Origin of the sequence: Agromyces mediolanus, from assembly GCF_014648575.1 — a bacterium.
In the GTDB taxonomy this organism is placed as follows: domain Bacteria; phylum Actinomycetota; class Actinomycetes; order Actinomycetales; family Microbacteriaceae; genus Agromyces; species Agromyces mediolanus.
Genome location: NZ_BMRJ01000002.1, coordinates 389,611 through 413,750 on the forward strand (window position 1 = coordinate 389,611; position 24,140 = coordinate 413,750).

Here is a 24,140-nt window from a genome sequence, read left to right on the forward strand (position 1 = left end):
GATGGCCCGTGCCGCCGTCGCCCGCCGCGGGCGCCTGCTGCTGCCGACCCTGGAGGGGTACCGGCCCGCATCGATCCCGCGAGACCTGCTGGCCGGGCTGACGGCCGGCGCCGTCGTCGTGCCGCAGGCGATGGCGTACGCGACCATCGCGAATCTGCCCGTGCAGCTCGGGCTCTACACCTGCATGGTGCCGATGTTCGTCTACGCCATGCTCGGCGGATCCCGGGCGATGAGCGTGTCGACGACGTCGACGATCGCGACGCTCACCGCGACGACGCTCGTGAGCGCGGGCGTCGCCGCCGGCTCCGACGACCCGGTGCCCGACCTCATGGCGCTGACGCTCCTGGTCGGCGTGCTCCTGCTGCTCGCCCGGCTGCTGAAGGCCGGCTCGGCCGTCGAGTACATCTCGAAGGCCACCATCATCGGCGTACAGGTGGGCGTCGGCGCGACGGTCGCCGTCGGCCAGCTGCCGAAGCTGCTCGGCGAGGACGCCGAGTTCAGCGGGCACGGCTTCCTCCGCTCGATGGTCGCCGCCGTCGAGGCGCTGCCGGGCGCGAATCTGCCGACCGTGCTGCTGTCGGCGGGCTCCATCGTCGTGCTGTTCCTGCTCAAGCGCTTCGCGAAGCGGGTGCCCGGGCCGCTCGTCGTGGTGGTGGCCGGCATCCTGCTCGTCTGGCTCGCCGGCATCGACCGGCTCGGGGTCGAGCTGATCGCGGCGGTGCCGCAGGGCTTCCCGCCGTTCGAGCTGCCCTCCTTCGCGCACCTCGGCGGCATGCTGCCCGGCGCGCTGGCGATCGCCGTCATGGCGTTCCTCGAGTCGGCGGCGGTGGCGCGCGGCATCCGCAAGCCCGGCGAGCCGCAGATCGACAGCAACCGGGAGCTGTTCGCGACCGGCGCGGCGAACACCCTCGGGGCCTTCTTCCAGACGCTGCCGGCCGCGGGCGGCTTCTCGCAGAGCGCCGTGAACCAGGGGGCGGGCGCGCGCTCGCAGCTCGCCTCGCTCACCACGGTCGTGCTCGCGGTGCTCGTCGCCCTGTTCCTCGGGCCGGTGCTGAGCCTCCTGCCGCAGGCGACGCTCGCCTCGCTCGTCTTCGTCGCCGTCATCGGGCTCATCGAGATCGGGGCGATCGTCGAGCTCTGGCGCACGAGCCGGAACGACTTCTGGATCGCGACGCTCACCGCGGTCGTCGGGCTCACCACCGGGCTGCTCTACGCCGTGCTCGTCGGCCTCGTCGCGACCTTCGTCGTGATCCTCCGGGAGCTCAGCCGGGTGCGCATCGAGGCGGGGGAGCCGCGGGGCGGGGTGCTGCCGGTGCGACTCCTCGGCGGCATGTTCACCGCCAACGCGCTCGCCTACGAGCAGGCGGTGCTCGCGCGGGCGGGCGAGGCCGTGCCGGGGGAGCCTCCCATCCGCGCGGTCGCGCTCGAGCTCACGCGGCTCGAGACGACCTCGATCACCGTGCTCGACATGCTCGCCGACCTCGATCGTGAGCTCGACGGCATGGGCGTCGAGCTGCGGCTCGCCGCGGTGCCGGAGTCCGGGGCGGCGATGGCCCGGCGCGGTGCGTGGTTCGCGGGGATGGAGCGCGCGGGGCGGGTCTACCCGACGCTCGAGGCGGCGACGGCGGGGTAGCCGCCCCGATGCGCGCGCCGTCGTTCAGGTGGTGCGGTCGTTCAGCGCGCGCAGCGGAAGCCGATGTGCGTCGTCGCGGAGTCGTCGGCCTGCGGCGAACGGGCCGAGGGGCGGTAGCGCAGGCAGTAGTCCGGCGAGCAGAGGTGCGAGCCGCCCTTGAGCACCCGCCGCGGGATGCGCGAGCCGGGCTCGGCGGAGGCGGCGGCGAGCAAGTTCGGTCGGGCGCCCGCGTCGACGGCGGCATCGGCCGCGCCGGGCACGACGTGCCGCTCGGTGTAGTAGTCGCTCGTCCACTCCCAGACGTTGCCGGTCACGTCGAAGAGGCCGTAGCCGTTCGCCGGGAACGTCTTCACCGGGCTCGTGCCCACCCAGCCGGCCGCACCGGTGTTGCGGTAGGGGAAGGAGCCCTGCCAGCGGTTCACCATCAACCGGCCGTCGGGGTGCTCCGCGTCGCGCGGGAATTCCTCGTCGCCCCAGGCGAAGCGGGCGCCGTCGAGGCCGCCGCGCGCGGCGAACTCGAACTCGGCCTCGGTGGGCAGGCGCTTGCCGGCCCAGGCCGCGTAGGCCGAGGCATCCTCGAACGACACCTGCACGACCGGATGCGTCGGCCGCTCGACGAGGGCGTCGAAGCTCGGCTCGCCCTCGGGGGCCGCGCCGAAGGGATGCCGCCAGCTCGCGCCGGGGCCCCAGCGCCACCACTGCCGCCAGTCCCGGAGGTCGACCGGGCCGGCCGTGGGCGTGAAGACGAGGCCGCCGGGCACGAGCTCGGCCGGGTCGGCGCCGGGGAAATCGGCCGGGTCGAGCGGACGCTCGGCGACCGTCACGTAGCCGGTGTCCTCGACGAACGCGGCGAACTGCTCGGTCGTGACCGGGTGCAGGTCGAACTCGAAGCCGTCGACGGTGCGCTCGTGCACGGGCGACTCGTCGGCGTAGAACTCGTTCGAGCCCATGCGGAACGTGCCGCCCTCGATCCGGAGCATGGGCGTGGTCGCGACGGTCATGCTCCGAGCCTACGGCCGGCGCGGGCCATCCGCCCCTCTGGAGCCCCCACCCGGCAAGCGGTCAGTATCTGCGGGTGCGCGGCGATCGGGACCCGCGAATAGTGACCGCTTGCCGGGAGTGTGCGTCGGTGCGCCTAGGGCAGCAGGCGGGTCGGGCCGCGGAAGAGGTACGTGGTCTCGCGGATGGACGACTCGCCCAGCATCAGCATCAGCACGCGCGCGAGGCCCATGCCGAAGCCGCCGTGCGGCGGCACGCCGTAGCGGAAGAAGTCGAGGTAGAACGAGAGCTCCTCGGGCTCGAGCCCCTTCTCGCGGGCCTGCGCCTCGAGCACCTCGACGCGGTGCTCGCGCTGCGCGCCGGTCGAGATCTCGACGCCGTTGAAGATCAGGTCGTACGAGTTCGTGAGCGACGGGTCGCCCTCGTGACGCATGTGGTAGAACGGCCGGATGCTCGACGCGTAGTCGGTGAGGAACACGAACTCGTGGCCGTAGGTCTCGCGCACGTACTGCGAGATGCGGCGCTCGCCCTCGGGGTCCATGTCGTCGTCGGCGCGGGGGATGACGTAGCCCTGCTCGGCGACGATGCGCTTCGCCTCGGCGAGCGGGATGCGCGGGAACGGGCGCTGCGGCACCGTCACCTCGACGTCGAAGAACTCGCGGATCTCGTCGCCGTGCGTGTCGGCGACCGCCTGGAAGCCCGCGGCGAGGAGCTCCTCGTGGAGCGCCATGACGTCCTCGTGCGAGTCGATCCAGCTGAACTCGGTGTCGATCGAGGTGAACTCGGTCGCGTGCCGGGAGGTGAACGACGGGTCGGCGCGGAACGCCGGCCCGACCTCGAAGATGCCGCCGAAGCCGGCAGACTGCGCCATCTGCTTGAAGAACTGCGGGCTCTGTGCGAGGTACGCGACGGTCTCGAAGTACTCGAGCTGGAACAGCTCGGCGCGCGACTCGGACGCGCTCGCCATGAGCTTCGGGGTCTGGATCTCGATGAAGCCCTTCTCGACCCAGACGGTGCGCAGCGCGTGCAGGAAGGTGGTCTGCACCCGGAAGATGAGGCTCTGCTTCGGCTGGCGCAGGTCGAGGAAGCGCCAGTCGAGCCGCTTGTCGAGCGAGGAGTCGGCGGCGATGGGCGTCTCGAGCGCCTCGCTCACGACCTCGAGCGTGCCGATCTTCACCTCGAGCCCGCCGAGCTTCACGCGCTCGTCGTGCTTCAGCTCGCCCGTGACGCGCACGAAGGTGCCGTGCGAGAGCGCCGAGATGGACTCGGTCAGCGCGAGCGCGGCGGCGGAGCCGGGGCCCTCGGCGGGCGCCTCGCTCGGCTCCTGGGCCCCTGAGTCCGTCGAAGGGCGCGTCGCCGGGTTCACGAGCTGGGCGGCGCCCGACTCGTCGCGCAGGATGATGAACTGCACCTTCTTCTGATCGCGGACGGTCTCCACCCATCCGGCGACGGTCACGGGGCCGTCGGGAAGCGCGGCCAGGTCCTGGATGAGGGTGCGGTGAGTCACCGCACTATCCTACCGGCGTGCCGCCGAAGGCGGAGTCTCGGCGGATTCAAAGGGAGCGCCAACCTAGACTTGGACCCGTGCCGGCCGAGCAGATCCATCTCGTGCGCCATGGCGAGGTGTCGAACCCCCAGGGCGTGCTCTACGGTCGGCTGCCCGGCTACGGGCTCTCGGATCTCGGCCTCCGCATGGCCGAGGCGGCCGCGGCCGACCTCGTCTCCCGCGGGCGTCCGGTCAGTGCGCTCGTCGTCTCCCCGCTCCAGCGCACCCGCGAATCCGCCGCGCCCATCGCCGCGGCCTTCGAGCTCGAGCCGATCATCGACGAGCGGGTCATCGAACCGACGAACCGCTTCGAGGGCACGCGCATGCGCGGCCCCGGCGGCTCGCTCCGCAGGCCCGCGAACTGGCCGGCGCTGATGAACCCGTGGCGTCCCGGCTGGGGCGAGCCGTACCGCGCCGTCGTCGCGCGGATGGTGGCGGCGATCGTGGATGCCTCGGCCTCCGTCGACGGCGGCGACGTCGTCGTCGTGAGCCACCAGATGCCGATCTGGATGACCCACCTGCACCTCGCCGGGCAGCCGCTCGCGCACGACCCGAGGCGGCGCCGCTGCGCGCTGTCGAGCATCACGACGCTCGAGCCCTCCTCGTCGGCGGCGCGCGGCCTCGTCGAGATCGGGTACCGGGATCCGGCCGCAGCCCTCGCGGCCGGTGCGAGCGATGTAGGAGCAGTCTGATGAAGAAGCTGGTGGCCGCCGCAGCCCTCGCGGCGGCCTCGATCGTGGTGCTGGCCGGCTGCTCGAGCGATCCCCTCGCCGAGCAGTACCGCGAGGGCAGTGGCAAGAACTACATCGCCGGCGACGGCACGATCTCCGAGTTCGACGAGGCCTCGCGCGGCGAGCCCGTGTCGTTCTCCGGCCCCACGGTCGACGGCGGCGGCTTCGACTCGGCCGACATCGCCGGCGACGTGACGGTCGTGAACTTCTGGTACGCCGGCTGCGCGCCCTGCCGGGCCGAGGCGCCCATCCTGCAGGAGGTCTACGAGGGCTACGGATCGGGAGCGGACGAGGTGAGCTTCGTCGGCGTGAACGTGCGCGATCAGGCCGGCACCGCGAGCTCCTTCGAGCGCGACTACGGCGTGCACTACCCCTCCATCCTCGACGTCGACTCCGGCGACGCCCAGCTCGCCTTCGCGGGCGACGTGCCGCCCGCGGCGGTGCCCACCACGCTCGTGCTCGACCGCGAGGGCCGGGTCGCCGCGCGCGTGCTCGGCGAGCTGCAGGACGCGTCGATCCTGCGCGGCCTCGTCGACAAGCTCCTCGAGGAGCAGTGACGCACGTGAGCGATCCCGGAGGCCGGCGATGACGCCCGGCGAGCTCGTCTTCAGCGGGCAGTTGCTCGTGGCGATCCCGATCGCGATGGCGGCCGGCATCATCTCCTTCCTCTCGCCGTGCGTGCTGCCGCTCGTGCCCGGCTACCTCGGCTACCTCGGCGGCTTCACCGACGCCTCCGCCGACGCCGCCGCCGAGCGGCGCAACCGGCGCCGGCTGCTGCTCGGCGTGCTGCTCTTCATCGCGGGCTTCACCGTCGTGTTCCTCGTCTACACCTCGCTCGCCGGCGCGGCGGGCGCGTGGCTGCGGGCCTGGCAGGACCCGATCACCCGCGTGCTCGGCGTCGTCATGATCGTGATGGGGCTCGTCTTCGTCGGCCAGTTCACCTTCCTGCAGCGGCAGCTGAAGCCGAGCTGGCGGCCGGCCACCGGCCTCGCCGGGGCGCCGCTGCTCGGCGTCGTGTTCGGCATCGGCTGGACCCCGTGCATCGGCCCCGCGCTCGCGGCCGTGCTGAGCCTCAGCCTGAACGCCGAGTCCGCGTGGCGCGGGGCGCTGCTCGGCCTCGCGTACTGCATCGGCCTCGGCATCCCGTTCCTCCTCGTCGCGTTCGGCTTCGGCTGGGCGACCGGGGCGCTGGCGTTCCTCCGCCGGCACATCCGCACCATCAACCTCATCGGCGGCGGCCTGCTCATTCTGATCGGCGTGATCATGGTGTCCGGGCTCTGGACCGCGTGGATGAGCGATCTGCAAGGGGTGATGAGTGGTATCGACCTCGTCCTCTGACCGCGACGGCGGCGTCGACCCGCTGCGGCCGGCCGACCACGTCGACTCGCCGGAGCCCGCCCCGGGCGACGGCCCCGGCGTCGCCCAGCCGAAGCTCGGCTTCGTCGGCTGGCTGCGCTTCGGCTGGCGCCAGCTCACGAGCATGCGCACGGCCATCCTGCTGCTCCTGCTGCTCGCGATCGCGGCGGTGCCTGGCTCGCTCGTGCCGCAGCGCTCGAGCGACCCGAACGGCGTCACGCAGTACTTCACCGACCACCCCGACACGGCGCCGGTCCTGGACTCGTTCCAGATGTTCGACGTGTACACCTCGGCGTGGTTCTCCGCGGTGTACCTGCTGCTGTTCGTCTCGCTGATCGGCTGCATCATCCCGCGCACGAAGCACCACTTCGAGGCGATGCGCGCGCGTCCGCCGCGCACGCCGGTGCGACTCGGCCGGCTCGCCGGCTACACGACGCGGCCGCTCCCGGACGGGGTGGATGCCGAGACCGCCGTCGCCGAGGCCACGAAGCTGCTGAAGCAGGCGCGGTACCGGGTCGAGCGCTACGAGTTGCGCGGCGAGCCGAGCGTCTCGGCCGAGCGCGGCTACCTGCGCGAGACCGGCAACCTCGTGTTCCACACCGCGATGCTCGGCATCCTGGTCGCGGTCGGCGTCGGCGGCGGCTTCGGCTTCGCGGGCCAGCGCGTCATCGTCGAAGGGCAGTCCTTCGTGAACACGCTCGCGGCCTTCGACTCGTTCAACCCGGGCCGCTTCTTCGACCCGAACTCGCTCGCGCCGTACAAGCTCTCCCTGAACGAGCTCGGCGTCGTCTACGAGACGCAGAACCAGGACGCGCTCGGCCAGCCGATCGACTTCACCGCCCACGTGACGATCACCGACCAGTCCGGCCCGGCCGAGGACGGGCAGGTCAAGGTCAACGAGCCGTTGCGCACCCACGGCACCGACGTGTTCCTGCTCGGCAACGGCTACGCGCCGCACATCGTGGTGCGCGACCCCGACGGGGAGATCGTCTTCGACGACGCGGTGCCCTTCCTGCCGCAGGACGCGAACCTCACCTCGATCGGCGTCGTGAAGGTGCCCGACGGCCTCGACGCGCAGCTCGGCATGGTCGGCTTCTTCTACCCGACGCAGGACGTGCTCGGCTCGGGCGCGTACGCCTCGACCTACCCCGACCTCGTGCTGCCCGTGCTCACGCTGAACGTGTACGAGGGCGACCTCGGCATCGACTCGGGCGTCCCGACCTCGGTCTACACCCTCGACCCCTCGGGCATGGACCAGCTGACCGGCGGCGAGACCGGCGTCGACTCGATCGAGCTGAAGCCGGGCGAGCGCACGGAGCTGCCGGGCGGCCGCGGCACCGTCGAGTTCGTCGACGACAGCCCCGACGCGCCGGCCGCGGTGCCGGCCGGGAGCGCCGCCGACCGCGACTACGCGCAGTCCGTGAAGCGCTTCGCCTCCTTCGACATCCACCACGACCCGACGCAGGGCTGGGTGCTGGTGTTCGCCATCCTCATCCTCGCCGGCCTGCTCGCCTCGCTCTTCGTGCCGCGCCGCCGCATGTGGGTGAAGGTGGCGACCCGACGCGACGGCAGCCGGGTGATCGAGTTCGCGGGCCTCGCCCGCGGCGAGGACCCGGGGCTCGAAGCGGCGGTCGCGGCCTTCGCCGACAAGCTCGCCGGCCCCGTGGCCGGCGCCGAATCCACCCACGACACCGCGAAGCCCACGACGTAAGGTAGAACCGTGCCCAGTCTCGATGAAATCTCAGTGCTCAGCGTGTACTCGGCCATGGCCGTGTACGCCATCGCCTTCATCGCCTTCTCGATCGACCTGGCCAGGCGCGGGGCCGTCGCGGCGAAGGCCGCCGACGCCGATGCCGGGCTGACGGGCACCGCGGACGGGCAGCCGGCGGCCGAGCGCGAGCCGGTCGGCGTGCTGCAGGCCGCCGCGACGACGAAGGCGGCCGCGAGCACCGCTGCTGCGAGCGCGGGCGGCGCTGGCGGCGCCGAGGCATCCGGCCGCGGCTCGCGCTGGCGCAGCGCGACCGCCGACGGCGCGAGCGTGGCGTACGGACGCTCGCCGGCGCTCCGGGTCGGCGTCGCGATGACCGTGCTCGCCTGGCTGCTGCACCTCACGGCGACCCTGCTGCGCGGCTTCGCCGCGGGCCGCGTGCCGTGGGCCAACATGTACGAGTTCGCCCTCACCGGCACGCTCATCATCACGACGGTCTTCCTCATCGTGCTCGTCGTGGCCAAGCACGACCTCCGCTTCCTCGGCACCTTCGTCACCGGCCTCGTGCTCGTACTGCTCGGTGCGGCGACCGTGAACTTCTACGTCTCGGTCGTGCCGCTGCCCCCGGCGCTGCAGTCCGCCTGGCTCGTGATCCACGTGTTCGTCGCCACGGCGTCGGTCGGCTTCTTCGCCCTGAGCTTCGCGCTCTCGGTCGTGCAGCTCATGCAGTCGCGCCGCGAGTCGCTCGTGGCGTCGGCGAAGGCCGCGAAGAAGTCGTTCCTCGCGACCCTCCCCGACTCGAACACGCTCGAGAACCTCGCCTACCGGGTGACGATCGTCGGCTTCATCCTGTGGACCTTCACGCTCATGGCCGGCGCCATCTGGGCCGAAGCGGCCTGGGGTCGCTACTGGGGCTGGGACACCAAGGAGGTGTGGACCTTCATCATCTGGGTGGTCTACGCCGGCTACATCCACGCCCGGGCGACGCGCGGCTGGCGCGGCTCCCGCTCGGCGTGGCTCGCGATCATCGGCTTCTCGACGGTGCTGTTCAACTTCACGGTCGTGAACCTGTTCTTCAAGGGCCTGCACGCCTACTCCGGCCTGCTCTGAGCCGCGGCGCCTTCGCGGCCGCCCGCCCCTGCACCTGCACCTCGAGGGGGTCGCTTTCCAACATCCCGCCGGCTTTTCGGGCGTGCGGATGTCGGAAAGCGACCCCCTCGGCGGTGCTCCGCGGTGATCAGTCGCGGGGGAGGCGGGCGAAGGCGGTCCGCACGGTCCCAGCGATGAGCGCGGCGACCGCGACGAGCCCGAGCGCGAGCCACGGCAGCGAGCCGATGCCGAGGGTGTCGAGCGCGAGCCCGCCCAGCAGGGCGCCGATGGCGATCGAACCGTTCCACGAGGCGACGACCATCGACTGGGCGACGTCGGCGGCCTCGCCGGCGATCCGGGCGGGCGCGGCCTGCAGCAGCGTGGGCGCACCGCCGTAGGCGAGGCCCCAGAGCGCGATCGCGACGAGCACGATCACGGGCTGCGCCGCGGCGAGCCCGATCGCGACCATGGCGACGCCGAGCACGGCCGAGGAGATCAGCACCATCGCCCGCAGGTGCCGGTCGACGAGGGCGCCCGCGGTCAGCACGCCCGCGACCGCGAATCCGCCGAAGAGCAGCAGGGCGAGATCGAGGTGCGCGGCGACGCCGGAGGCGACGGTGAGCGGGGCGATGTACGTGTAGGCCACGTTGTGCGCGAGCACGAAGGCGGCGGTCGTCGCGAGCACGGCGGCGAGGCCGGGCAGGCGCAGCACCTGCCGGAGCCCGGGCCGTTCGGCGGCGCGCTCGCCGCGGAAGGCGGGCAGCGCGAGGACGGCCCAGATCGCGAGGCCGGCGGCGAGGGCCGCCATCAGCGCGAACGCGGCCCGCCAGCCGAGCGCGGTGCCGAGGCTCGTCGCGATCGGCAGCCCGAAGGCGAAGGCGAGCGGGGTGCCGACCATCGCGACGGACAGCGCCCGACCGGAGTGGGCCGGCGGCACCATGCGCATCGCGTAGCCCGCGGCCATCGCCCAGAGCAGCCCGGCGAGCATGCCGCCGACGACGCGGGCGACGAGGATCGTGAGGTAGTCGCCCGCGAGCGCGGTCACCGCGTTCACGAGCACGAAGCCGGCGACGAGGGCGAGCAGCAGCGGCTTGCGGGGGATGCCGCGGGTCAGCGCCGTGAGCGGGATGGCCGTGACCGCGGTGGTCAGCGCGTACACCGCGACGAGGGAGCCGATCTGCGATTCAGAGACGCCGAGCTCGGCGCTCATGAGCGGCAGCAGGCCGGCCGGCATGATCTCGGTCACGACGCCGGTGAAGACGATCGCGGCGAGGGCGAGCAGCCCGTTGTAGGGCAGGCGTCGGCCGGAGCGGGCGGATGCCTCGGCCGCCCGCCGCGGCTCGACGGCGGGGGTGGAATCGGTGATCGGAGCGGTCATGTCGCAAGTCTGAAACCTTGACACTAGTGTGAAGGTCAAGCCGGATGAACGGAGGACGTCATGCGCATCGGCGAACTCGCGGAGCGCACCGGGGTGTCGACCCGGCTGCTCCGCTACTACGAGGAGCAGGGGCTCGTCTCCTCGAGCCGGGAGTCGAACGGCTACCGCGACTACCCGGAGCCCGCCGTCGAGCGGGTGAACCAGGTGCGCGGGCTGATCGAGGCGGGCATCCCGACCGCCGTCATCCTCGACATGCTGCCCTGCCTCGCGAGCACCTCGGTGGTCGAGGCACCCGTCATCGCGCAGGCGCTCGCGGAGACGCTCGCCGAGCGGCGCGCGCAGCTCGAGCAGCGCATCGGCTGCCTCGCGCGGAACCGCGACGCGATCAGCGCCTACCTCGACCGCGCGACGATCACCCGCTGAGCAGCGCGGCGCAGCGTTCGAGCCGGGCCAGCCACCAGCCGGTGCGTTCCGCGTCGGCCGCGTACCGGTCGAGCAGCACCGGATCCGGCACGACCCGCCGCACCGGCACGGCGCCGTCCTCGGGGGCCAACGGCGCCGCCGTGACATCCGCCGCCAGGAGCGAGGCGGTGCCGAGCCCGCAGTCGAACGGGAGCTCCGGAACCGCCGCGGCGAGGTGCGCGCCCATCGCGAGCCCGACGCTCGTGTCGAGCGCGCTCGACACGTTCACCGGCAGGCCGGCGCGCTCGACGATCTCGAGCGCGCGGCGGATGCCGCCGAGCGGCGCCGCCTTGACGACGAGGAGGTCCGCAGCGCCCGCCTCGGCGACGGCGAGCGGATCGGCCGCCCGGCGCACGCTCTCGTCGGCGGCGACCGGGATGTCGAGATAGGCGGTGCGCTCGCGGATCTCGGCGAGCTCCTCGACCGTCGCGCACGGCTGCTCGAGGTACTCGAGGTCGTACTCGGCGAGGGCGTGCACCGCCCGTTCGGCCTCGTCGACCGTCCAGCCGCCGTTCGCGTCGAGCCGCACCCGCCCCTCGGGGCCCAGCGCCCGGCGCACGGCCGCGACCCGCGCGATGTCCTGCGCGAGGGTCTGATCGGCCGCCGCGACCTTCACCTTCGCCGTGCGGCAGCCCGGGAAGCGGGCGAGCACGGCGGGCACGCTGTCGGGGTCGACGGCGGGCACCGTCGCGTTCACCGGGATCCGGTCGCGCAGCGGGGCGGGCGGCGCCGTCCAGCCGAAGTCGATCGCGGCGGCGAGCCAGACGGCGGCCTCCTCGTCGTCGTACTCGGCGAAGGGGCTGAACTCGGTCCAGCCCTCCGGGCCCTCGAGGAGCAGCGCCTCGCGCACGTCGATGCCGCGGAAGCGGGTCACGAGCGGCAGGGCGACGACGCGGGCGGTGGCGAGGAGCTCATGCAGCGACGGCTGGACCATGCGCCCAGTCTCGCGCACCCCGGCGCGGCCCGCAGCGGGAATAGGCTGGGAGGCATGAGCGCCGAGGTGTCCGAGCTGTTCGATCCGAGCGAATGGGTGGATGCCGCACCCGCCCTCGCGGGCCCCGACGGCTTCACCGATCTGACGTACCACCACTCGAAGGACGGCCGCATCGCCCGGGTCGCCTTCGACCGCCCCGAGGTGCGCAACGCCTTCCGGCCGCACACCGTCGACGAGCTGTACCGCGCCCTCGAGGACGCCCGCACGAACCCGCGCATCGGCGTCGTGCTGCTCACCGGCAACGGGCCGAGCGCGAAGGACGGCGGCTGGGCCTTCTGCTCCGGCGGCGACCAGCGCATCCGCGGCCGCGACGGCTACAAGTACTCCGACGCCGAGACCGCGATCGTCGACGGCGCGGGCGGCACCGCCGATCCGCACGGGCACGCGGCCGTCGGGCGCCTGCACATCCTCGAGGTGCAGCGCCTCATCCGCTTCATGCCGAAGGTCGTCATCGCGGTCGTCCCGGGGTGGGCGGCCGGCGGCGGGCACTCCCTGCACGTCGTCTGCGACCTGACCATCGCGAGCCGCGAGCACGGCCGCTTCAAGCAGACGGATGCCGACGTCGGCTCGTTCGACGCGGGCTACGGCTCCGCCTACTTCGCCCGCCAGATCGGGCAGAAGTTCGCCCGCGAGGTGTTCTTCCTCGCCGAGGAGTACTCGGCCGAGCGGGCGTACGAGATGGGCGCCGTGAACCGGGTCGTGCCGCACGCCGAGCTCGAACGCGAGGCGATCGCGATGGCACGCACGCTCCTCACCAAGTCGCCGACGGCGATCCGCATGCTGAAGTTCGCGTTCAACGCCGTCGACGACGGGATGGTCGGCCAGCAGGTCTTCGCGGGCGAGGCGACGCGGCTCGCCTACGGCACCGACGAGGCCGTCGAGGGCCGTGACGCCTTCCTCGAGAAGCGCGCGCCCGACTGGGGGCCGTACCCGTGGCACTTCTGAGCCGCCGCGCGGCGGAGCCGGCGCCGTGAAACCGCTGCATCGGGTTCCGTCGGGCGAGCTGTCGCGGCTGCGATCCGCGCTCGCCGCGGCACTCGACGGCGGCCCGGCGGTCTGGCCGGTGGCGGATGCCGACGCGGCCGGTCCGGCCGGCGCGCGCGACGAGGCATCCGCCGTCGATCCCGCGCTCCGGGAGGTGGCCGACGAGGTCGCCCTCGTCGTCGAGACGAGCGGCTCGACCGCCGCGCCGAAGCGGGTGGCCCTGAGCGCCGATGCGCTCGTGGCCAGCGCGGAGGCGACGCACGACGCCCTCGGCGGCCAGGGGCAGTGGCTGCTCGCGCTGCCCGGGCACTACATCGCGGGCGCGCAGGTGCTCGTCCGCTCGTTCCTCGCCGGGCTCGACCCCGTGCCCGTGCCCGACGGGCCGTTCACCGCGGCGGGCTTCGCGGCCGCCGCCGCGACGATGCTGCCCGAGGTGCCGCACTACGCCTCGCTCGTGCCCGTGCAACTCGCCCGCCTCGTCGAGGGTGCCGACCGCGACCCCTTCGTCGCCGCGGCTCTGCGCTCCTTCGACGCCGTGCTCGTCGGCGGCCAGGCGCTCGGCGCCGAGCTCGCCGAGCGCGCCGAGGCGCTCGGCGCGAGGATCGTGCGCACCTACGGCTCCAGCGAGACGGCCGGCGGATGCGTCTACGACGGCCGGCCGCTCGACGGGGTCCGTCTGCGCATCGTCGACGGCGAGGTGCAGCTCGGCGGTCCCACGCTCGCGAGCGGCTACCTCGGCGATCCGGAGCGCACCGCGCGGGCGTTCCTCATCGAGCGGGGCGAGCGCTGGTACCGCACCGGCGACCTCGGCGAGCTGACGGCCGAGGGGCGGCTGCGCATCCGCGGCCGCGCCGACGACGTCATCGTCTCCGGCGGCGTGAAGGTCGCGCTCGGCGAGGTCGAGCGCGCGGTGCGGGGGCTGCCCGGCTTCGCGGAGGCGGTCGTCGTCGCCGTGGCCGACGCCGAGTGGGGGGAGCGGCCGGGGGTGGCCGTCGAGGCGGCCGCGTTCGCGGGGCTCGGCGACGACGCCGTGCAGCGGCAGCTCGCCGCGATCGCGAGCGCCGACGACGCCGCCGGGCTGCCGCCGGCCGGCCGGCCGGTGCGGCTCGCGGCCCTGCAGGCGATGCCCCGCCTCGACTCCGGCAAGCCCGACCGCAAGGCCGTCGCCGCCCTGCTCGCGGCCGGCGCATAGCGTGCGGAACTAGGCTGAGGGCCGTGGTACGCCAGAAGCCCGATCGCCCCGATTCCGCCGCCGCCCGTCGCGCCAAGCGCCCCGGCCCGAGCGGCAACCCCGCCCGCGCCGCCCAGGGGCCGGCCGTCTCGCGCGGGCCGGCCACCGTCGGCGACTGGATCTCGGGCGCCCGGCTGCGCACCCTGCCCCTCGCGATCGCGCCGGTCGCGCTCGGCACGGGCGCGGGCGTCGTCGCCATCGCGGACGGCCCGTGGCATCCGACCCGCGCCGTGCTGGCGCTCATCGTCGCGCTCGCGCTGCAGATCGGCGTGAACTACGCGAACGACTACTCGGACGGCATCCGCGGCACCGACGACCACCGGGTCGGCCCCGCGCGGCTCACCGGCTCGGGGCTCGCGAAGCCGAAGCACGTGCTCGCGGTCGCGCTCGCCTTCCTCGGCCTCGCCGCCCTCGCCGGCCTCGCCCTCGTCGTCATCACGCAGCAGTGGTGGCTGCTCGCCGTCGGCGCGGCCGCGATCGTGGCCGCCTGGTTCTACACCGGCGGCAAGCGCCCCTACGGCTACGCGGGCCTCGGCGAGCTCTTCGTCTTCGTGTTCTTCGGTCTCGTCGCGACCGCCGGCTCGGCGTTCGTGCAGGCCCTCGACGTGAATCTCGAGGCGTGGTCGGGCGGCGTCGGCGTCGGCCTCCTCGCCTGCGCCGTCCTCATGGCGAACAACCTGCGCGACGTCGAGCAGGACCGCGCCTCCGGGAAGCGCACGCTCGCGGTGCTCGTCGGCGCCCCCGTCGGGCGCGCGCTGTTCTGCGTGTTCATGCTCGTGCCGTTCGGCATCGCCGCCTTCTGGGCGCTGCTCTACCCGACCGGATGGCTCGTGCTGTTCGCCCTGCTCGCGGCGCTGCCGGCGTGCGTCATCGTCGTCTCGGCGCGCACGGCGAAGGAGCTGCTCATCGCGCTGCAGCTCGCGAGCCTCACGGCGCTCGTCTACGGCGTCGGTCTGGGGCTCGTCTTCGCGCTCTGAGCGGTGAGCGTGGCCGGGGCTACTCGGCGCGCTTCGCGTCGGCCGGGTGCGCGGATGCCTCGTGCTCGACGGCCTCGACGGCCGCGTCCTCCGCGGCGTCGTCGTCGCGCACGAGCGGCTGCTCGCGGTGGCGGGCGGCGTACAGATCGCCCGAGAGGGCTTCGCGCGGCTTGCGCAGGAACAGGAGCGAGGCGCTCAGCCCGAACACCGCCGCGACGAGGGTCGAAACCCAGACGTTCACGTTCGCGATGAGCAGCACGGCGAGCGGCACCGCGAAGAGCAGGATGCGCAGCGCGGTGTACCAGATCCAGACGGGCACCGATTTCACCCTGCCAGTGTAGGCGCGGCGGCTGAGCGCGGGCTGCGGGGCCGCGGTGCACCGGGCTCTCCCAGCCTGCCGTGATCTGGCGCGCCTAGACTGGGGGCATGCCGAGGCTCGCTGTCATCGTCGTGGCAGCCGCGATCGTCTTCTGGATCTATACGATCGTCGATTGCGCGCTGTTCGATCGGCTGCGCGTGCGCGGCCTCCGCAAGGGCTGGTGGGTCGCCCTCGTGATCCTCGTGCCGGTCGTCGGCGGGGTGCTCTGGTTCGTGATCGGCCGGGGTCGCCGCAGCCGCAGCGGCCGTTCGCTCGCGCCCGACGACGACGCGGAGTTCCTGCGCCGGCTCGGCTCCGACGCCGTGCAGGAGGAGCGCATCCGCCGCCTCGAGCAGGAGCTCGCCGACCTCGACGACGACCCGGGCGCGGGCGACGACGGGCACGACTCCGGGGCGGGCCATCCGAGCCGCGGCGACCGCGGCCCGCACGACCCCGAGGCGCCGGGAGAGCCCGGCCAGCCCGGTCGACCGCATGACTGACCCGGGTGCCGCGGGCGCTGCGCCCGAGGCATCCGAGCACCGGCGGAGCCCCGCGAGCGAGTTCGCCGTGGCCCTCATCGCCGAGCTCGAACGGCTCGGCGTGCGCGACGTGGTCGTCGCCCCCGGATCCCGCTCCCAGGCGCTCGCGATCGCGGCCGCCGAGTTCGAGCGCGCGGGCCGGCTGCGGCTGCACGTGCGCATCGACGAGCGCAGCGCGGGCTTCCTCGCGCTCGGCCTCGGCGTCGAGTCGGGGCATCCCGCCGCGGTCGTCGCCACCTCGGGCACGGCCGTCGCGAACCTGCACCCCGCGGTGCTCGAGGCGCACCACGCCGGGGTACCGCTGCTCGTGCTCGCCGCCGACCGGCCGGCGGAGCTCCGCGGCATCCGCTCGAACCAGACCACCATGCAGCCCGGCATCTTCGCCGGAGCGGTGCGCCTCGAGCGCGACGTCTCCGCGCCCGAGGGCGCACCCGGCGAGACCGAGACGGCCGCCGAGCTCGCGCGGCTCGCGGTCGCCGCGGCGGAGGGACGGGATGGCACGGGCGAGCCGGTGCCGCACCCCGGTCCCGGCCCCGTGCTGCTGAACCTGCAGCTGCGCGAGCCGCTGTCGGCGGTGGCGGCGCTACCGCCCGCCCCCGGCGAGCCGGTGCCGCCGGTGTCGCCCGGTGCTGGTGGCCCTGTCCCTGGCGGGCAGGCGGGAGCGCTCGCCCGCGGACCGCGCACGGTCGTGGTCGCCGGTGCCGGCGCGGGTGCCGCCGCCGAGGCGCTCGCCCGCGCGGGCGGCTGGCCGCTCATCGCCGAGATCACGAGCGGCGCCCGCTTCGGGCCGAACCTCGTGCCCGCCTACCGCGAGGTGCTCGCCGAGCCCGGCCTCGGCGACGCCGTCGAGCGGCTCATCGTCTTCGGGCACCCGACGCTGTCCCGGGAGCTGCCCGCGCTCGTGCAGCGCGAGGGCGTCGAGACCGTCGTCGTCGCGCCGAGCGGCGTCGAGTGGTTCAACCCCGGCCACCGGGCCCGGCGTTTCGAGCGCGCCGTGCACGTCGAACCCGGTGCGCCGGCCGAGGGGGAGCGCGCCTGGCTCGGTCGCTGGCTGCAGACGGGCCGGGCGCTGGCCGCCGCGAGCGCGCCCGCCGAGCCGGACGCCGTCCGCACGGGCGTCGACGAGACCGGCCACGTCACCGACTTCGCCGCGCAGCGGGCCTTCCTCGACGCGCAGCTCGGCCGCATGCGCGAGCCCGTCGGCCGTCGCCTGCTCGCCGAGTCGGTGTGGGCGGCGAGCTGGCCGCACGACCGGCTCGTGCTCGGGGCGTCCCGGCTCATCCGCGACGCCGACCGCGTCGTGCCCGGGCGCCGCATCCACGCGCACGCCAACCGCGGGCTCTCCGGCATCGACGGCACCGTCGCGACGGCGCTCGGCATCGCGATCGCCAGTCAGGAGCCGGCCGCGGCCGGCGGGCCGGCGGAGGCGGAGGCGGTGGTCGAGGCATCCGCCGCTCCGGCGCCGGCCGCGTCCGACGGCTTCGACCCGTCCGCCGGCGACGACCTCGCCGCCATGCTCGCCCGCGCCGCCGAGGTCGAGCAGCAGCTCGCCGAGGCGAAGGCCGGCCGCGCCGCCCAGGAGGCCCGCGCCCGCGCCGAGTCGAGCGTGACCCGGGTGCTGCTCGGCGACCTCACCCTGCTGCACGACGTCGGCTCGCTGCTGCTCGGGGCGGGGGAGACCCGGCCGCGGATCCTCGTCGTCGTCGGCAACGACGGCGGCGGCACGATCTTCGACTCGCTCGAGGTCGCCGCCTCCGCGCCCGCCGAGGCGTTCGACCGCGTGCAGTACACCCCGCAGTCGGTCGACCTCGAGGCCCTCGCCCGCGCCTACGGCTGGCGGTACCGGCGGGCCGCCGTCCGCTCGGAGCTCGAGGCCGCGCTCGGCGAGGCCGTGACCGAGCCCACCATCCTCGAGGTCCCGCTCTGCCGCTGAGGAGCGGGGCGGGCCCCTGCTCTGCCCCGGGCCCGCACGCTCACTGCCCGGCCCCCGGCGGAGGAGATTCGCGCGTCTGGAGGTCGGGTTCGGGGGTCTGATCCTCCCGCGATGCGAATCGCCTCCCCTCAGGGACGCCGGCGTGAGGCTGGCCGAACCGGCAATGGTCACTGTTTGCACAGTCAAGATTGAATATGCTAATTTCATCGAGCCATCAACGACGAACGGCCGAAGGGAACGACATGGACGTGTTTTCTCGGAGCGGTTCCCGGCGGGCCCTTCCCGCCGCGATCGCCGCCATCGCCCTCATCACCGTGCTGGGCGGCTGCGCCCAGCAGGGCGCGGACGCACAGCCCGCATCCGGTGACACCGAGGTGCTCATCGACGACGCGGCGTGCCAGCGCAACCGCGACGCGGGCACGATCACCTACATCTCGGGCTACGGCTACTCGGCGAGCGCCGGCCAGCTCGACGTCTTCCTCGCGAAGGAGCGGGGCTACTTCGACGCGCTCTGCCTCGACGTCGAGATCAACGCCTCCGGTGCGAACGGCCAGCAGCTCGTGGCATCCGGCCAGGCGCAGTTCACCGCCCTCGGCTCGGCGTCCGACGTCATGCTCGCCGCGGCGAACAGCAAGAACCTCACGGCGATCGCCACCTACGGCGACACCTCGCCGTTCTCGATCTTCGCCAACGAGCAGATCACGAGCCTCAAGGATCTCGAGGGCAAGAAGCTCGGCTACTTCATCAACCTCACGCCCGTGGCCTCGGCGATGCTGGACGCCGCCGGCGTCGACGTCTCGAAGGTCGAGCTCATCAAGATGACCAACTACGACCCGACCGTGGTGACCCGCGGTCAGGTCGACGCGATCGTCGGATACGCCTCGAACCAGCCCGAGAAGCTCCGCTCGCTCGACCTGCCGTTCACCGAGTTCCTGCCCGCCGACTCCGGGGTGGGCGGCACCTACAACGTGATGGAGGTGAACTCGGCGTTCCTCGCCGAGCACCGCGAGGTCGCCGCCGACTTCATGCGGGCGAGCCTCAAGGCGCTGCAGGAGTGCCTCGACGACGAGGCCGCCTGCGTCGAGGAGATCAGTGCGCTCGCCGAGGCGAACAATCAGGGTTCGGCGTTCCCGGTCGACCAGCAGGAGCGCACCTGGCGCGTCGAGTCGAGCTGGGTCCGCGACAGCGCGAGCGGGATGCCGGGTGTGCTCAGCGAGGCGGCCTGGGAGTCCGAGTACGCCCTGGTCCAGGAGTACGGCGGGCTGAAGGACCTGCCGCCGCTCGCCGACATGATGGACACCGAGCTCGTGGCCTCGCTGTACCAGGACGGCGCACTCGTCTGGCCGGGCGAATGAGCGCCGCCGTGGTCGACGCCGGAGTCCGGGTCAGCAACGTCTCGAAGTCGTTCGGCGCCGACGGCGCGCGCGTGAAGGTGCTCGACGACGTCAGCCTCACGATCGGGATGGGGGAGTTCGTCTCCGTCATCGGGCCGTCGGGGTGCGGCAAATCCACGCTCCTGAAGGTCGTCGCCGGGCTCATCGACGCCGACGGCGGCAAGGTCGAGATCGACGGGTCGACCGTGCGCGCGGCGGCCGCAGATAAGCGCATCGGGCTCGTGCCGCAGTCGCCGGCCCTGCTGCCGTGGCGCACGGTGCTCGACAACGTGCGGCTGCCGCTCACCGTGAACCGGCGGGCCAACGCCGGCCGAGCCATCCGCGATCCGAAGGAACTGCTCGCCTCGTTCGGGCTCGGCCACGCGATGCAGAAGTACCCGGGTCAGCTCTCGGGCGGCATGCAGCAGCGCGCCGCGATCGCCAGGGCCTTCGTCTTCGACCCGGCCATCATGCTGATGGACGAGCCGTTCTCCGCGCTCGACGAGATGAACCGCGATCAGCAGCGGCTCGGGCTCCTGGAGTTCTGGCAGTCGAACCGCAAGGCCGTGCTCTTCGTGACGCACTCCGTGCCCGAGGCGATCATGCTCTCCGACCGGATCGTCGTGATGGCCGCCCACCCCGGTCGCATCGACCGGATCATCGACGTCGACCTCCCGCGCCCCCGCACCGAGGAGGCGTACGCGAGCGACGAGTTCCGCGAACTGGAGCGGGTGGTGCGCACCGCCCTGCACGAAGTGATGGGTGGAGCCCATGTCTGAGACCAGCACGATCGATGCGACCGCCTCGATGGCGGCCGCCGAGCTCGCCGATCGCCGCACTCGGCGCGATGCGCCGAGTGCGCGCCGAGCACCCGCGTGGCTCCGGCCGAGGGTATGGCTGCCGACGGCGATCACCTTCGCCGTCGCCGCCTTCCTCTGGCAGGTCGTGGCGATCACGAACCCGTACGTCATCCCGACGCTCGACGCGATCGGGGCGAGCCTTGCCGGCGACCCGGCGATGTACTGGGCGAACTTCCTGGTGACCCTCCAAGAAGTCGTGATCGGCGCGGCGAGCGGCATCGTCGCCGGCTTCCTGCTCGCCGTGGTGATGGCCGAGTTCCGCCTGATCGAACGCGCCGTGATGCCGCTCGTGGTGGTCGTCATGGTGACCCCGATCGTCGCGATCGCCCCGGCCCTCGTCGTGGCGTTCGGCTTCGGGATGATGCCGAAGTACATCGTGACCGCGCTCGTCGTGTTCTTCCCGATGCTGGTGAACTCGCTCGCGGGGCTCCGGGACGTCGACGTGAAGGCGCTCGACGTCTTCCGCACCCTGCATGCGAGCAAGTGGGAGATCTTCCGCGACCTCCGCTTCCCGGGCTGCATGCCGTACGTCTTCGCGGGCCTGCGCATCGCCCTGCCCCTCGCGGTGGTGGGCGCGGCGGTCGCGGAGTTCGTCGCGGCCGGCCAGCAGGCCGGTCTCGGCTCGCTCGTCACCACCTCGGCCGCGCAGGCGAACCTGCCGGTCACCTGGGCGAGCATCGCCCTGCTCTGCGTCATGGGCGTGCTGCTCGTCTCGCTCCTCGCCGTGGTGCGCAAGCGCGTGCTCTGGTGGAGCGACGGCGAGGTCGTCGCGCGCTGATCCGCACCGGCGTCGACGGGGCGCCAGGACCCGCCGGCCGCGATGGCCGGACCCATCGAGAAGGAGGAACTGATGAGACGACTGCGCTTCGGACTCTTCGAGAACGCCCAGGCGAACGACTCGGGCACGGCGACCTGGCGGCATCCCGACAACCAGCGGGTGCGCTTCGACGAACTCGCGTACTGGCGCGATCTCGCGCGACTCTGCGAGGACGCGCGGCTCGACTTCCTCTTCCTGGCGGATGCCTGGGGCTGGGCCGATGTGAACGGCGAACGGCCCGAGATCTGCTCGGTCGAGGGACTGGACCTGCCGCGGTTGGATCCGGCGGTCGTCGCCGCCGCGCTGATGTCGCAGACCGAGCAGCTCGGTCTGGTGATGACCGGATCGATCCTGACGGAGCAGCCGTACGCCTTCGCGAGGCGGATGGCCAGCCTCGACCAGCTCTCGGGCGGACGCATCGGCTGGAACGTCGTGACGACCGGCACTGCGGAGACGGCGGTGCAGGCGTTCGGCGTGCCGATGGTCGCCCACGACGAGCGCTACCGGATGGCCGACGACTTCATGGAGCTCGTCTACAAGCTCTGGGAGGGAGCCTGGGAGCCGGACGCGCTCGTGAAGGACAAGGCGGGCGTCTTCGCCGACCCGTCGAAGGTGCACCGCATCGCGCACGAGGGGCCGTACTTCCGCTCGCACGGCTACGGCAACACCGCGTACTCGCCGCAGGGCACCCCGGTGCTCTTCCAGGCCGGTGCGTCACCTGCGGGGCGGGCGTTCGGCGGCAAGCACGGCGAGTGCATGTTCATCGGCGCGGGCTCGGTCGCCCAGCTGGCCGAGCACACGCGGGCCATCCGCGCCGAGGCGGTCGCCTCCGGCCGCCCGGCAGATGCGGTCAAGATCATGTCGGCGTTCGCGTGCGTCGTGGGCAAGACGACCACCGACGCGCAGCGGAAGTACCAGCGGGTGCTCGACGCGCAGAGTCCGGAGGTGGCGGTCGCCTCCTACGCATGGTTCACCGGGCTCGACCTCTCCTCGTACGAGCCGGACACGCCCATGACGGAGCTGCACACGGAGCTCTCGCAGACACAGGTCGCACGGTTCGCGGGGCTCACGGTGGGTGACGTGCTGAAGGACTGGCATGCGCACGGCGTCGGTGCGAAGCCGGTCGTCGGCACGCCGGAGGAGATCGCCGACCGCATGTGCGAGCTCGCCGAGGGCGCCGATCTCGACGGGTTCCTGCTGTCTCCGGTGATCCAGCCCGGTTCGACGCAGGACTTCGTCGAGCACGTGCTGCCGATCCTCCGTGAGCGCGGCGTCGCCGGGACGGAGTACGAGGGGGCGACGCTTCGCGAGCGGCTCCTCGGCACCGGCTCCGCGACGTTGCCGGCGGAGCATCCCGCCGCGGCGCACCGCCCGGCTGCGCTGCGCCGCGCGGCCTGATCGGGTCGGGCTGCGCGGGCGCGGGACCGTTCGGGTCGGTCCCGCGCCGGGTCGCCCGTCTTCGACGAAGGCGGGCGATCCGGCCGTCCGGCTGGATGCCGCGACAGTACCGCTGCCCGCGCACGGTCAGCGCCGGGGTCGCTCCTCGCGGGGGTCGTCCGCGAAGGCGTACTCGCCCTGCTTGAGTCGCTCGGCGAGCGAGCGCGCCCATTCCTGCTCGGCCCGGAGCCGCGCCGTCGACAGCTCGAAGATCTCGCGCACGTACTTCGGCGTCGTCTCCGAGCGTGCGGTGTCTTCGATGTGGAAGCCGTTGGTGAGCACGATCGCGTCGATCTTGGAGATGCGGTGCTCGAGGCCGGCGATGACCTCCTGCCGGCTCAGGATGAACATGAACGAGGCGATCACCATGACTGCCTGCGTGTCGAACGGCTCGACGTTCCACAGCGTGTCGCGCAGCATCCGCATGAGCTCGACCTCGCCGGCCGGTGTGATCGTGTAGCTCGTGCGAGCCGGTCGCTTGCCGTCGGACTCCGTGCCGCTCTCGCGTACGTAGCCGTCCTGCTCGAGCGAGCGGAGCGCGTTGTAGATCGAGCCGGGCTGGATGTTGGCCCACTCGTCCACGAGCCAGGTCATCAGCTCGCGACGGAGGAAGTAGCCGTGCACGGGTTGGAACTGGTGCACCGCGCCGAGCACGACGAGACGTGTTGGTGACGACATGCCTCCCATCGTAGACAGGCGGACTCCAGATTCCGCTTGTTTTGCATGATCAAATCTGCATAAGCTCTTCCCAGATAGACAAACTTGACTAACCGGGGCGCTCAATGGGCGTCCGGAGAGCGGAGTCGACGATGACCACCCAGCAGTCCCTGAGCGAGGCCCCGCAGCTGGCGCTGCGCCGGGCGTTCTCGGCCTTCCCGACCGGCGTCGTCGCCCTCGCCGCGATCGTCGACGGCGCGCCGGCCGGTATGGCGGTGAACTCCTTCACCTCGATCTCGCTCGAGCCCCCACTGGTCGCGGTGAGCGTCGCGCGCACGTCCACCACCTGGCCGCTGCTGGCCGATCGCCCGGCGCTCGGCCTCAGCGTGCTCGGCTCGGACCAGGAGGCGCTCTGCCGCCAACTCTCCTCGCGCACGGCCGACCGCTTCGCCGAGGCCGGCTGGCGGGTCGGTGAAGACGGGTCGGTGCTCGTCGAGGGGGCCGCGCTGTGGCTCGAGTGCGGTATCCACGCCGTGTACGACGGCGGCGACCACGAGATCGTGCTGCTCGAAGTGCGCAGCTCCGAGATGTTCCCCGAGGTCGCGCCCCTCGTGTTCCACCAGAGCCGCTTCCATGCCCTCGGCAACGCCGGCTGACGCATCCTTCGCCGGCATCGTCGTGGGAGGGCACGGGCGCGGGCGCGTGCTCGGATTCCCGACCGCGAACGTGGAGGTCGCCGAAGGAGAGGCGCCGCCGGTCGACGGCGTCTACGCCTGCTGGATCCGCTTCCCGCCCTCCGAGGTGCGCCATGGCGGCACGGTGAGCGTCGGCGACAACCCCACGTTCGACGACGTCTTCGACCGCCGGGTCGAGGCGTACGTGCACGATCTCGACGAGAACCTCTACGGCCGGGCGATCACCGTGGAACCGGTCGCGATGCTCCGCGAGATGCGCCGCTTCGACACACTCGGGGAGCTCATCGCGCGCACGGAGCACGATGTGCGCCGTTCGCGCGCGGTCCTCGCCCGACTCGATCCGTGAGCACCGCGGGAGGGGACGCGTGCGCAGGGAGGGCGGA

General features: G+C 72.9%; 24 protein-coding genes. 18 read left to right on the forward strand and 6 right to left on the reverse strand.

The genetic code is table 11. From position 1 onward, the window contains the following. Nucleotide 1: 1 nt before the first annotated feature. Entirely contained in the window at nucleotides 2–1,633 is a 1,632-nt protein-coding gene (locus IEY71_RS11640; protein WP_189085495.1) for a SulP family inorganic anion transporter, read from the forward strand. A 41-nt stretch (nucleotides 1,634–1,674) separates the two neighbouring features. Here IEY71_RS11640 and IEY71_RS11645 read toward each other — a convergent pair whose 3' ends face one another. Next, nucleotides 1,675–2,634: a formylglycine-generating enzyme family protein gene (locus IEY71_RS11645; RefSeq protein ID WP_229781707.1), complete on the reverse strand. Its 960-nt coding sequence runs from the start codon at nucleotides 2,632–2,634 to the stop codon at nucleotides 1,675–1,677. Between the two features lie 134 nt (nucleotides 2,635–2,768). Then, nucleotides 2,769–4,139 carry an aspartate--tRNA(Asn) ligase gene (gene aspS, locus IEY71_RS11650; RefSeq protein ID WP_189085496.1) on the reverse strand — a complete coding sequence of 457 codons (1,371 nt, stop codon included), beginning with the start codon at nucleotides 4,137–4,139 and terminating at the stop codon, nucleotides 2,769–2,771. 77 nt (nucleotides 4,140–4,216) lie between these two features. Between aspS and IEY71_RS11655 the strand changes: the two genes are divergently transcribed. The 5 genes from IEY71_RS11655 to ccsB are packed head-to-tail and all read left to right on the forward strand — an operon-like array spanning nucleotide 4,217 to nucleotide 9,083. Continuing rightward, on the forward strand, nucleotides 4,217–4,870 hold the full coding sequence (locus IEY71_RS11655; protein ID WP_189085497.1) for a histidine phosphatase family protein: 654 nt from the start codon (nucleotides 4,217–4,219) through the stop codon (nucleotides 4,868–4,870). Further along, nucleotides 4,870–5,466, forward strand: coding sequence for a TlpA family protein disulfide reductase (locus IEY71_RS11660; RefSeq protein WP_189085498.1), 597 nt, complete (start codon nucleotides 4,870–4,872; stop codon nucleotides 5,464–5,466). Before IEY71_RS11655 ends, IEY71_RS11660 begins: the two co-directional genes overlap by 1 nt. Before the next feature lie 28 nt (nucleotides 5,467–5,494). After that, on the forward strand, nucleotides 5,495–6,247 hold the full coding sequence (locus tag IEY71_RS11665; RefSeq protein ID WP_189085499.1) for a cytochrome c biogenesis CcdA family protein: 753 nt from the start codon (nucleotides 5,495–5,497) through the stop codon (nucleotides 6,245–6,247). After that, a complete protein-coding gene (resB, locus tag IEY71_RS11670) occupies nucleotides 6,225–7,976 on the forward strand; it encodes a cytochrome c biogenesis protein ResB (protein ID WP_189085500.1) in 1,752 nt (583 codons plus the stop codon). Before IEY71_RS11665 ends, resB begins: the two co-directional genes overlap by 23 nt. Nucleotides 7,977–8,030: 54 nt before the next feature. Further along, complete coding sequence (ccsB, locus tag IEY71_RS11675; protein ID WP_189085961.1) at nucleotides 8,031–9,083, forward strand: c-type cytochrome biogenesis protein CcsB; 1,053 nt, start codon at nucleotides 8,031–8,033, stop codon at nucleotides 9,081–9,083. A gap of 127 nt (nucleotides 9,084–9,210) precedes the next feature. On the opposite strand, the gene IEY71_RS11680 is transcribed toward ccsB, so the two are convergent. After that, on the reverse strand, nucleotides 9,211–10,440 hold the full coding sequence (locus IEY71_RS11680; protein WP_189085501.1) for an MFS transporter: 1,230 nt from the start codon (nucleotides 10,438–10,440) through the stop codon (nucleotides 9,211–9,213). A gap of 60 nt (nucleotides 10,441–10,500) precedes the next feature. Between IEY71_RS11680 and IEY71_RS11685 the strand changes: the two genes are divergently transcribed. After that, nucleotides 10,501–10,863, forward strand: a complete 363-nt coding sequence (locus IEY71_RS11685; RefSeq protein ID WP_189085502.1) for a MerR family transcriptional regulator — start codon at nucleotides 10,501–10,503, stop codon at nucleotides 10,861–10,863. Here the strand turns inward: IEY71_RS11685 and IEY71_RS11690 are convergent. After that, the gene (locus IEY71_RS11690; protein WP_189085503.1) at nucleotides 10,853–11,836 is read right to left on the reverse strand and encodes an o-succinylbenzoate synthase; all 984 of its coding nucleotides are present in this window, start codon (nucleotides 11,834–11,836) and stop codon (nucleotides 10,853–10,855) included. The two genes, IEY71_RS11685 and IEY71_RS11690, sit on opposite strands and share 11 nt — an antisense overlap. Before the next feature lie 54 nt (nucleotides 11,837–11,890). On the opposite strand from IEY71_RS11690, the gene IEY71_RS11695 reads away from it, so the two are divergent. The 3 genes from IEY71_RS11695 to IEY71_RS11705 are packed head-to-tail and all read left to right on the forward strand — an operon-like array spanning nucleotide 11,891 to nucleotide 15,088. Beyond that, a complete protein-coding gene (locus IEY71_RS11695; protein WP_189085504.1) occupies nucleotides 11,891–12,841 on the forward strand; it encodes a 1,4-dihydroxy-2-naphthoyl-CoA synthase in 951 nt (316 codons plus the stop codon). Nucleotides 12,842–12,866: 25 nt separating this feature from the next. Further along, entirely contained in the window at nucleotides 12,867–14,072 is a 1,206-nt protein-coding gene (locus tag IEY71_RS11700; RefSeq protein WP_229781708.1) for an AMP-binding protein, read from the forward strand. Nucleotides 14,073–14,095: 23 nt separating this feature from the next. Continuing rightward, on the forward strand, nucleotides 14,096–15,088 hold the full coding sequence (locus IEY71_RS11705) for a 1,4-dihydroxy-2-naphthoate polyprenyltransferase (protein WP_189085505.1): 993 nt from the start codon (nucleotides 14,096–14,098) through the stop codon (nucleotides 15,086–15,088). Nucleotides 15,089–15,107: 19 nt separating this feature from the next. Here IEY71_RS11705 and IEY71_RS11710 read toward each other — a convergent pair whose 3' ends face one another. Next, complete coding sequence (locus IEY71_RS11710) at nucleotides 15,108–15,416, reverse strand: DUF4229 domain-containing protein (RefSeq protein ID WP_189085506.1); 309 nt, start codon at nucleotides 15,414–15,416, stop codon at nucleotides 15,108–15,110. Nucleotides 15,417–15,514: 98 nt separating this feature from the next. Between IEY71_RS11710 and IEY71_RS11715 the strand changes: the two genes are divergently transcribed. The 6 genes from IEY71_RS11715 to IEY71_RS11745 all read left to right on the forward strand — a co-directional run bounded on the left by IEY71_RS11715 (nucleotide 15,515) and on the right by IEY71_RS11745 (nucleotide 22,366). Next, nucleotides 15,515–15,946 (forward strand): PLD nuclease N-terminal domain-containing protein, encoded by a 432-nt coding sequence (locus IEY71_RS11715; protein ID WP_189085507.1) that lies wholly within the window; start codon nucleotides 15,515–15,517, stop codon nucleotides 15,944–15,946. Next, nucleotides 15,939–17,918 (forward strand): 2-succinyl-5-enolpyruvyl-6-hydroxy-3-cyclohexene-1-carboxylic-acid synthase, encoded by a 1,980-nt coding sequence (menD, locus tag IEY71_RS11720; protein ID WP_229781709.1) that lies wholly within the window; start codon nucleotides 15,939–15,941, stop codon nucleotides 17,916–17,918. Before IEY71_RS11715 ends, menD begins: the two co-directional genes overlap by 8 nt. Nucleotides 17,919–18,160: 242 nt before the next feature. After that, entirely contained in the window at nucleotides 18,161–19,273 is a 1,113-nt protein-coding gene (locus tag IEY71_RS11730) for an ABC transporter substrate-binding protein (RefSeq protein ID WP_189085508.1), read from the forward strand. A gap of 8 nt (nucleotides 19,274–19,281) precedes the next feature. Further along, entirely contained in the window at nucleotides 19,282–20,070 is a 789-nt protein-coding gene (locus tag IEY71_RS11735; protein WP_229781710.1) for an ABC transporter ATP-binding protein, read from the forward strand. After that, nucleotides 20,063–20,929, forward strand: a complete 867-nt coding sequence (locus tag IEY71_RS11740) for an ABC transporter permease (protein ID WP_189085510.1) — start codon at nucleotides 20,063–20,065, stop codon at nucleotides 20,927–20,929. Before IEY71_RS11735 ends, IEY71_RS11740 begins: the two co-directional genes overlap by 8 nt. A 72-nt stretch (nucleotides 20,930–21,001) precedes the next feature. Then, nucleotides 21,002–22,366 carry an NtaA/DmoA family FMN-dependent monooxygenase gene (locus IEY71_RS11745; RefSeq protein WP_189085511.1) on the forward strand — a complete coding sequence of 455 codons (1,365 nt, stop codon included), beginning with the start codon at nucleotides 21,002–21,004 and terminating at the stop codon, nucleotides 22,364–22,366. Nucleotides 22,367–22,492: 126 nt separating this feature from the next. On the opposite strand, the gene IEY71_RS11750 is transcribed toward IEY71_RS11745, so the two are convergent. Continuing rightward, nucleotides 22,493–23,083, reverse strand: coding sequence for a PadR family transcriptional regulator (locus IEY71_RS11750; RefSeq protein WP_189085512.1), 591 nt, complete (start codon nucleotides 23,081–23,083; stop codon nucleotides 22,493–22,495). A 131-nt stretch (nucleotides 23,084–23,214) separates the two neighbouring features. On the opposite strand from IEY71_RS11750, the gene IEY71_RS11755 reads away from it, so the two are divergent. Together IEY71_RS11755 and IEY71_RS11760 are read left to right on the forward strand one after the other, a co-directional pair. Beyond that, the gene (locus tag IEY71_RS11755; RefSeq protein ID WP_189085513.1) at nucleotides 23,215–23,718 is read left to right on the forward strand and encodes a flavin reductase family protein; all 504 of its coding nucleotides are present in this window, start codon (nucleotides 23,215–23,217) and stop codon (nucleotides 23,716–23,718) included. Between the two features lie 46 nt (nucleotides 23,719–23,764). Continuing rightward, entirely contained in the window at nucleotides 23,765–24,103 is a 339-nt protein-coding gene (locus IEY71_RS11760; RefSeq protein ID WP_229781711.1) for a riboflavin kinase, read from the forward strand. Nucleotides 24,104–24,140 lie beyond the last annotated feature (37 nt).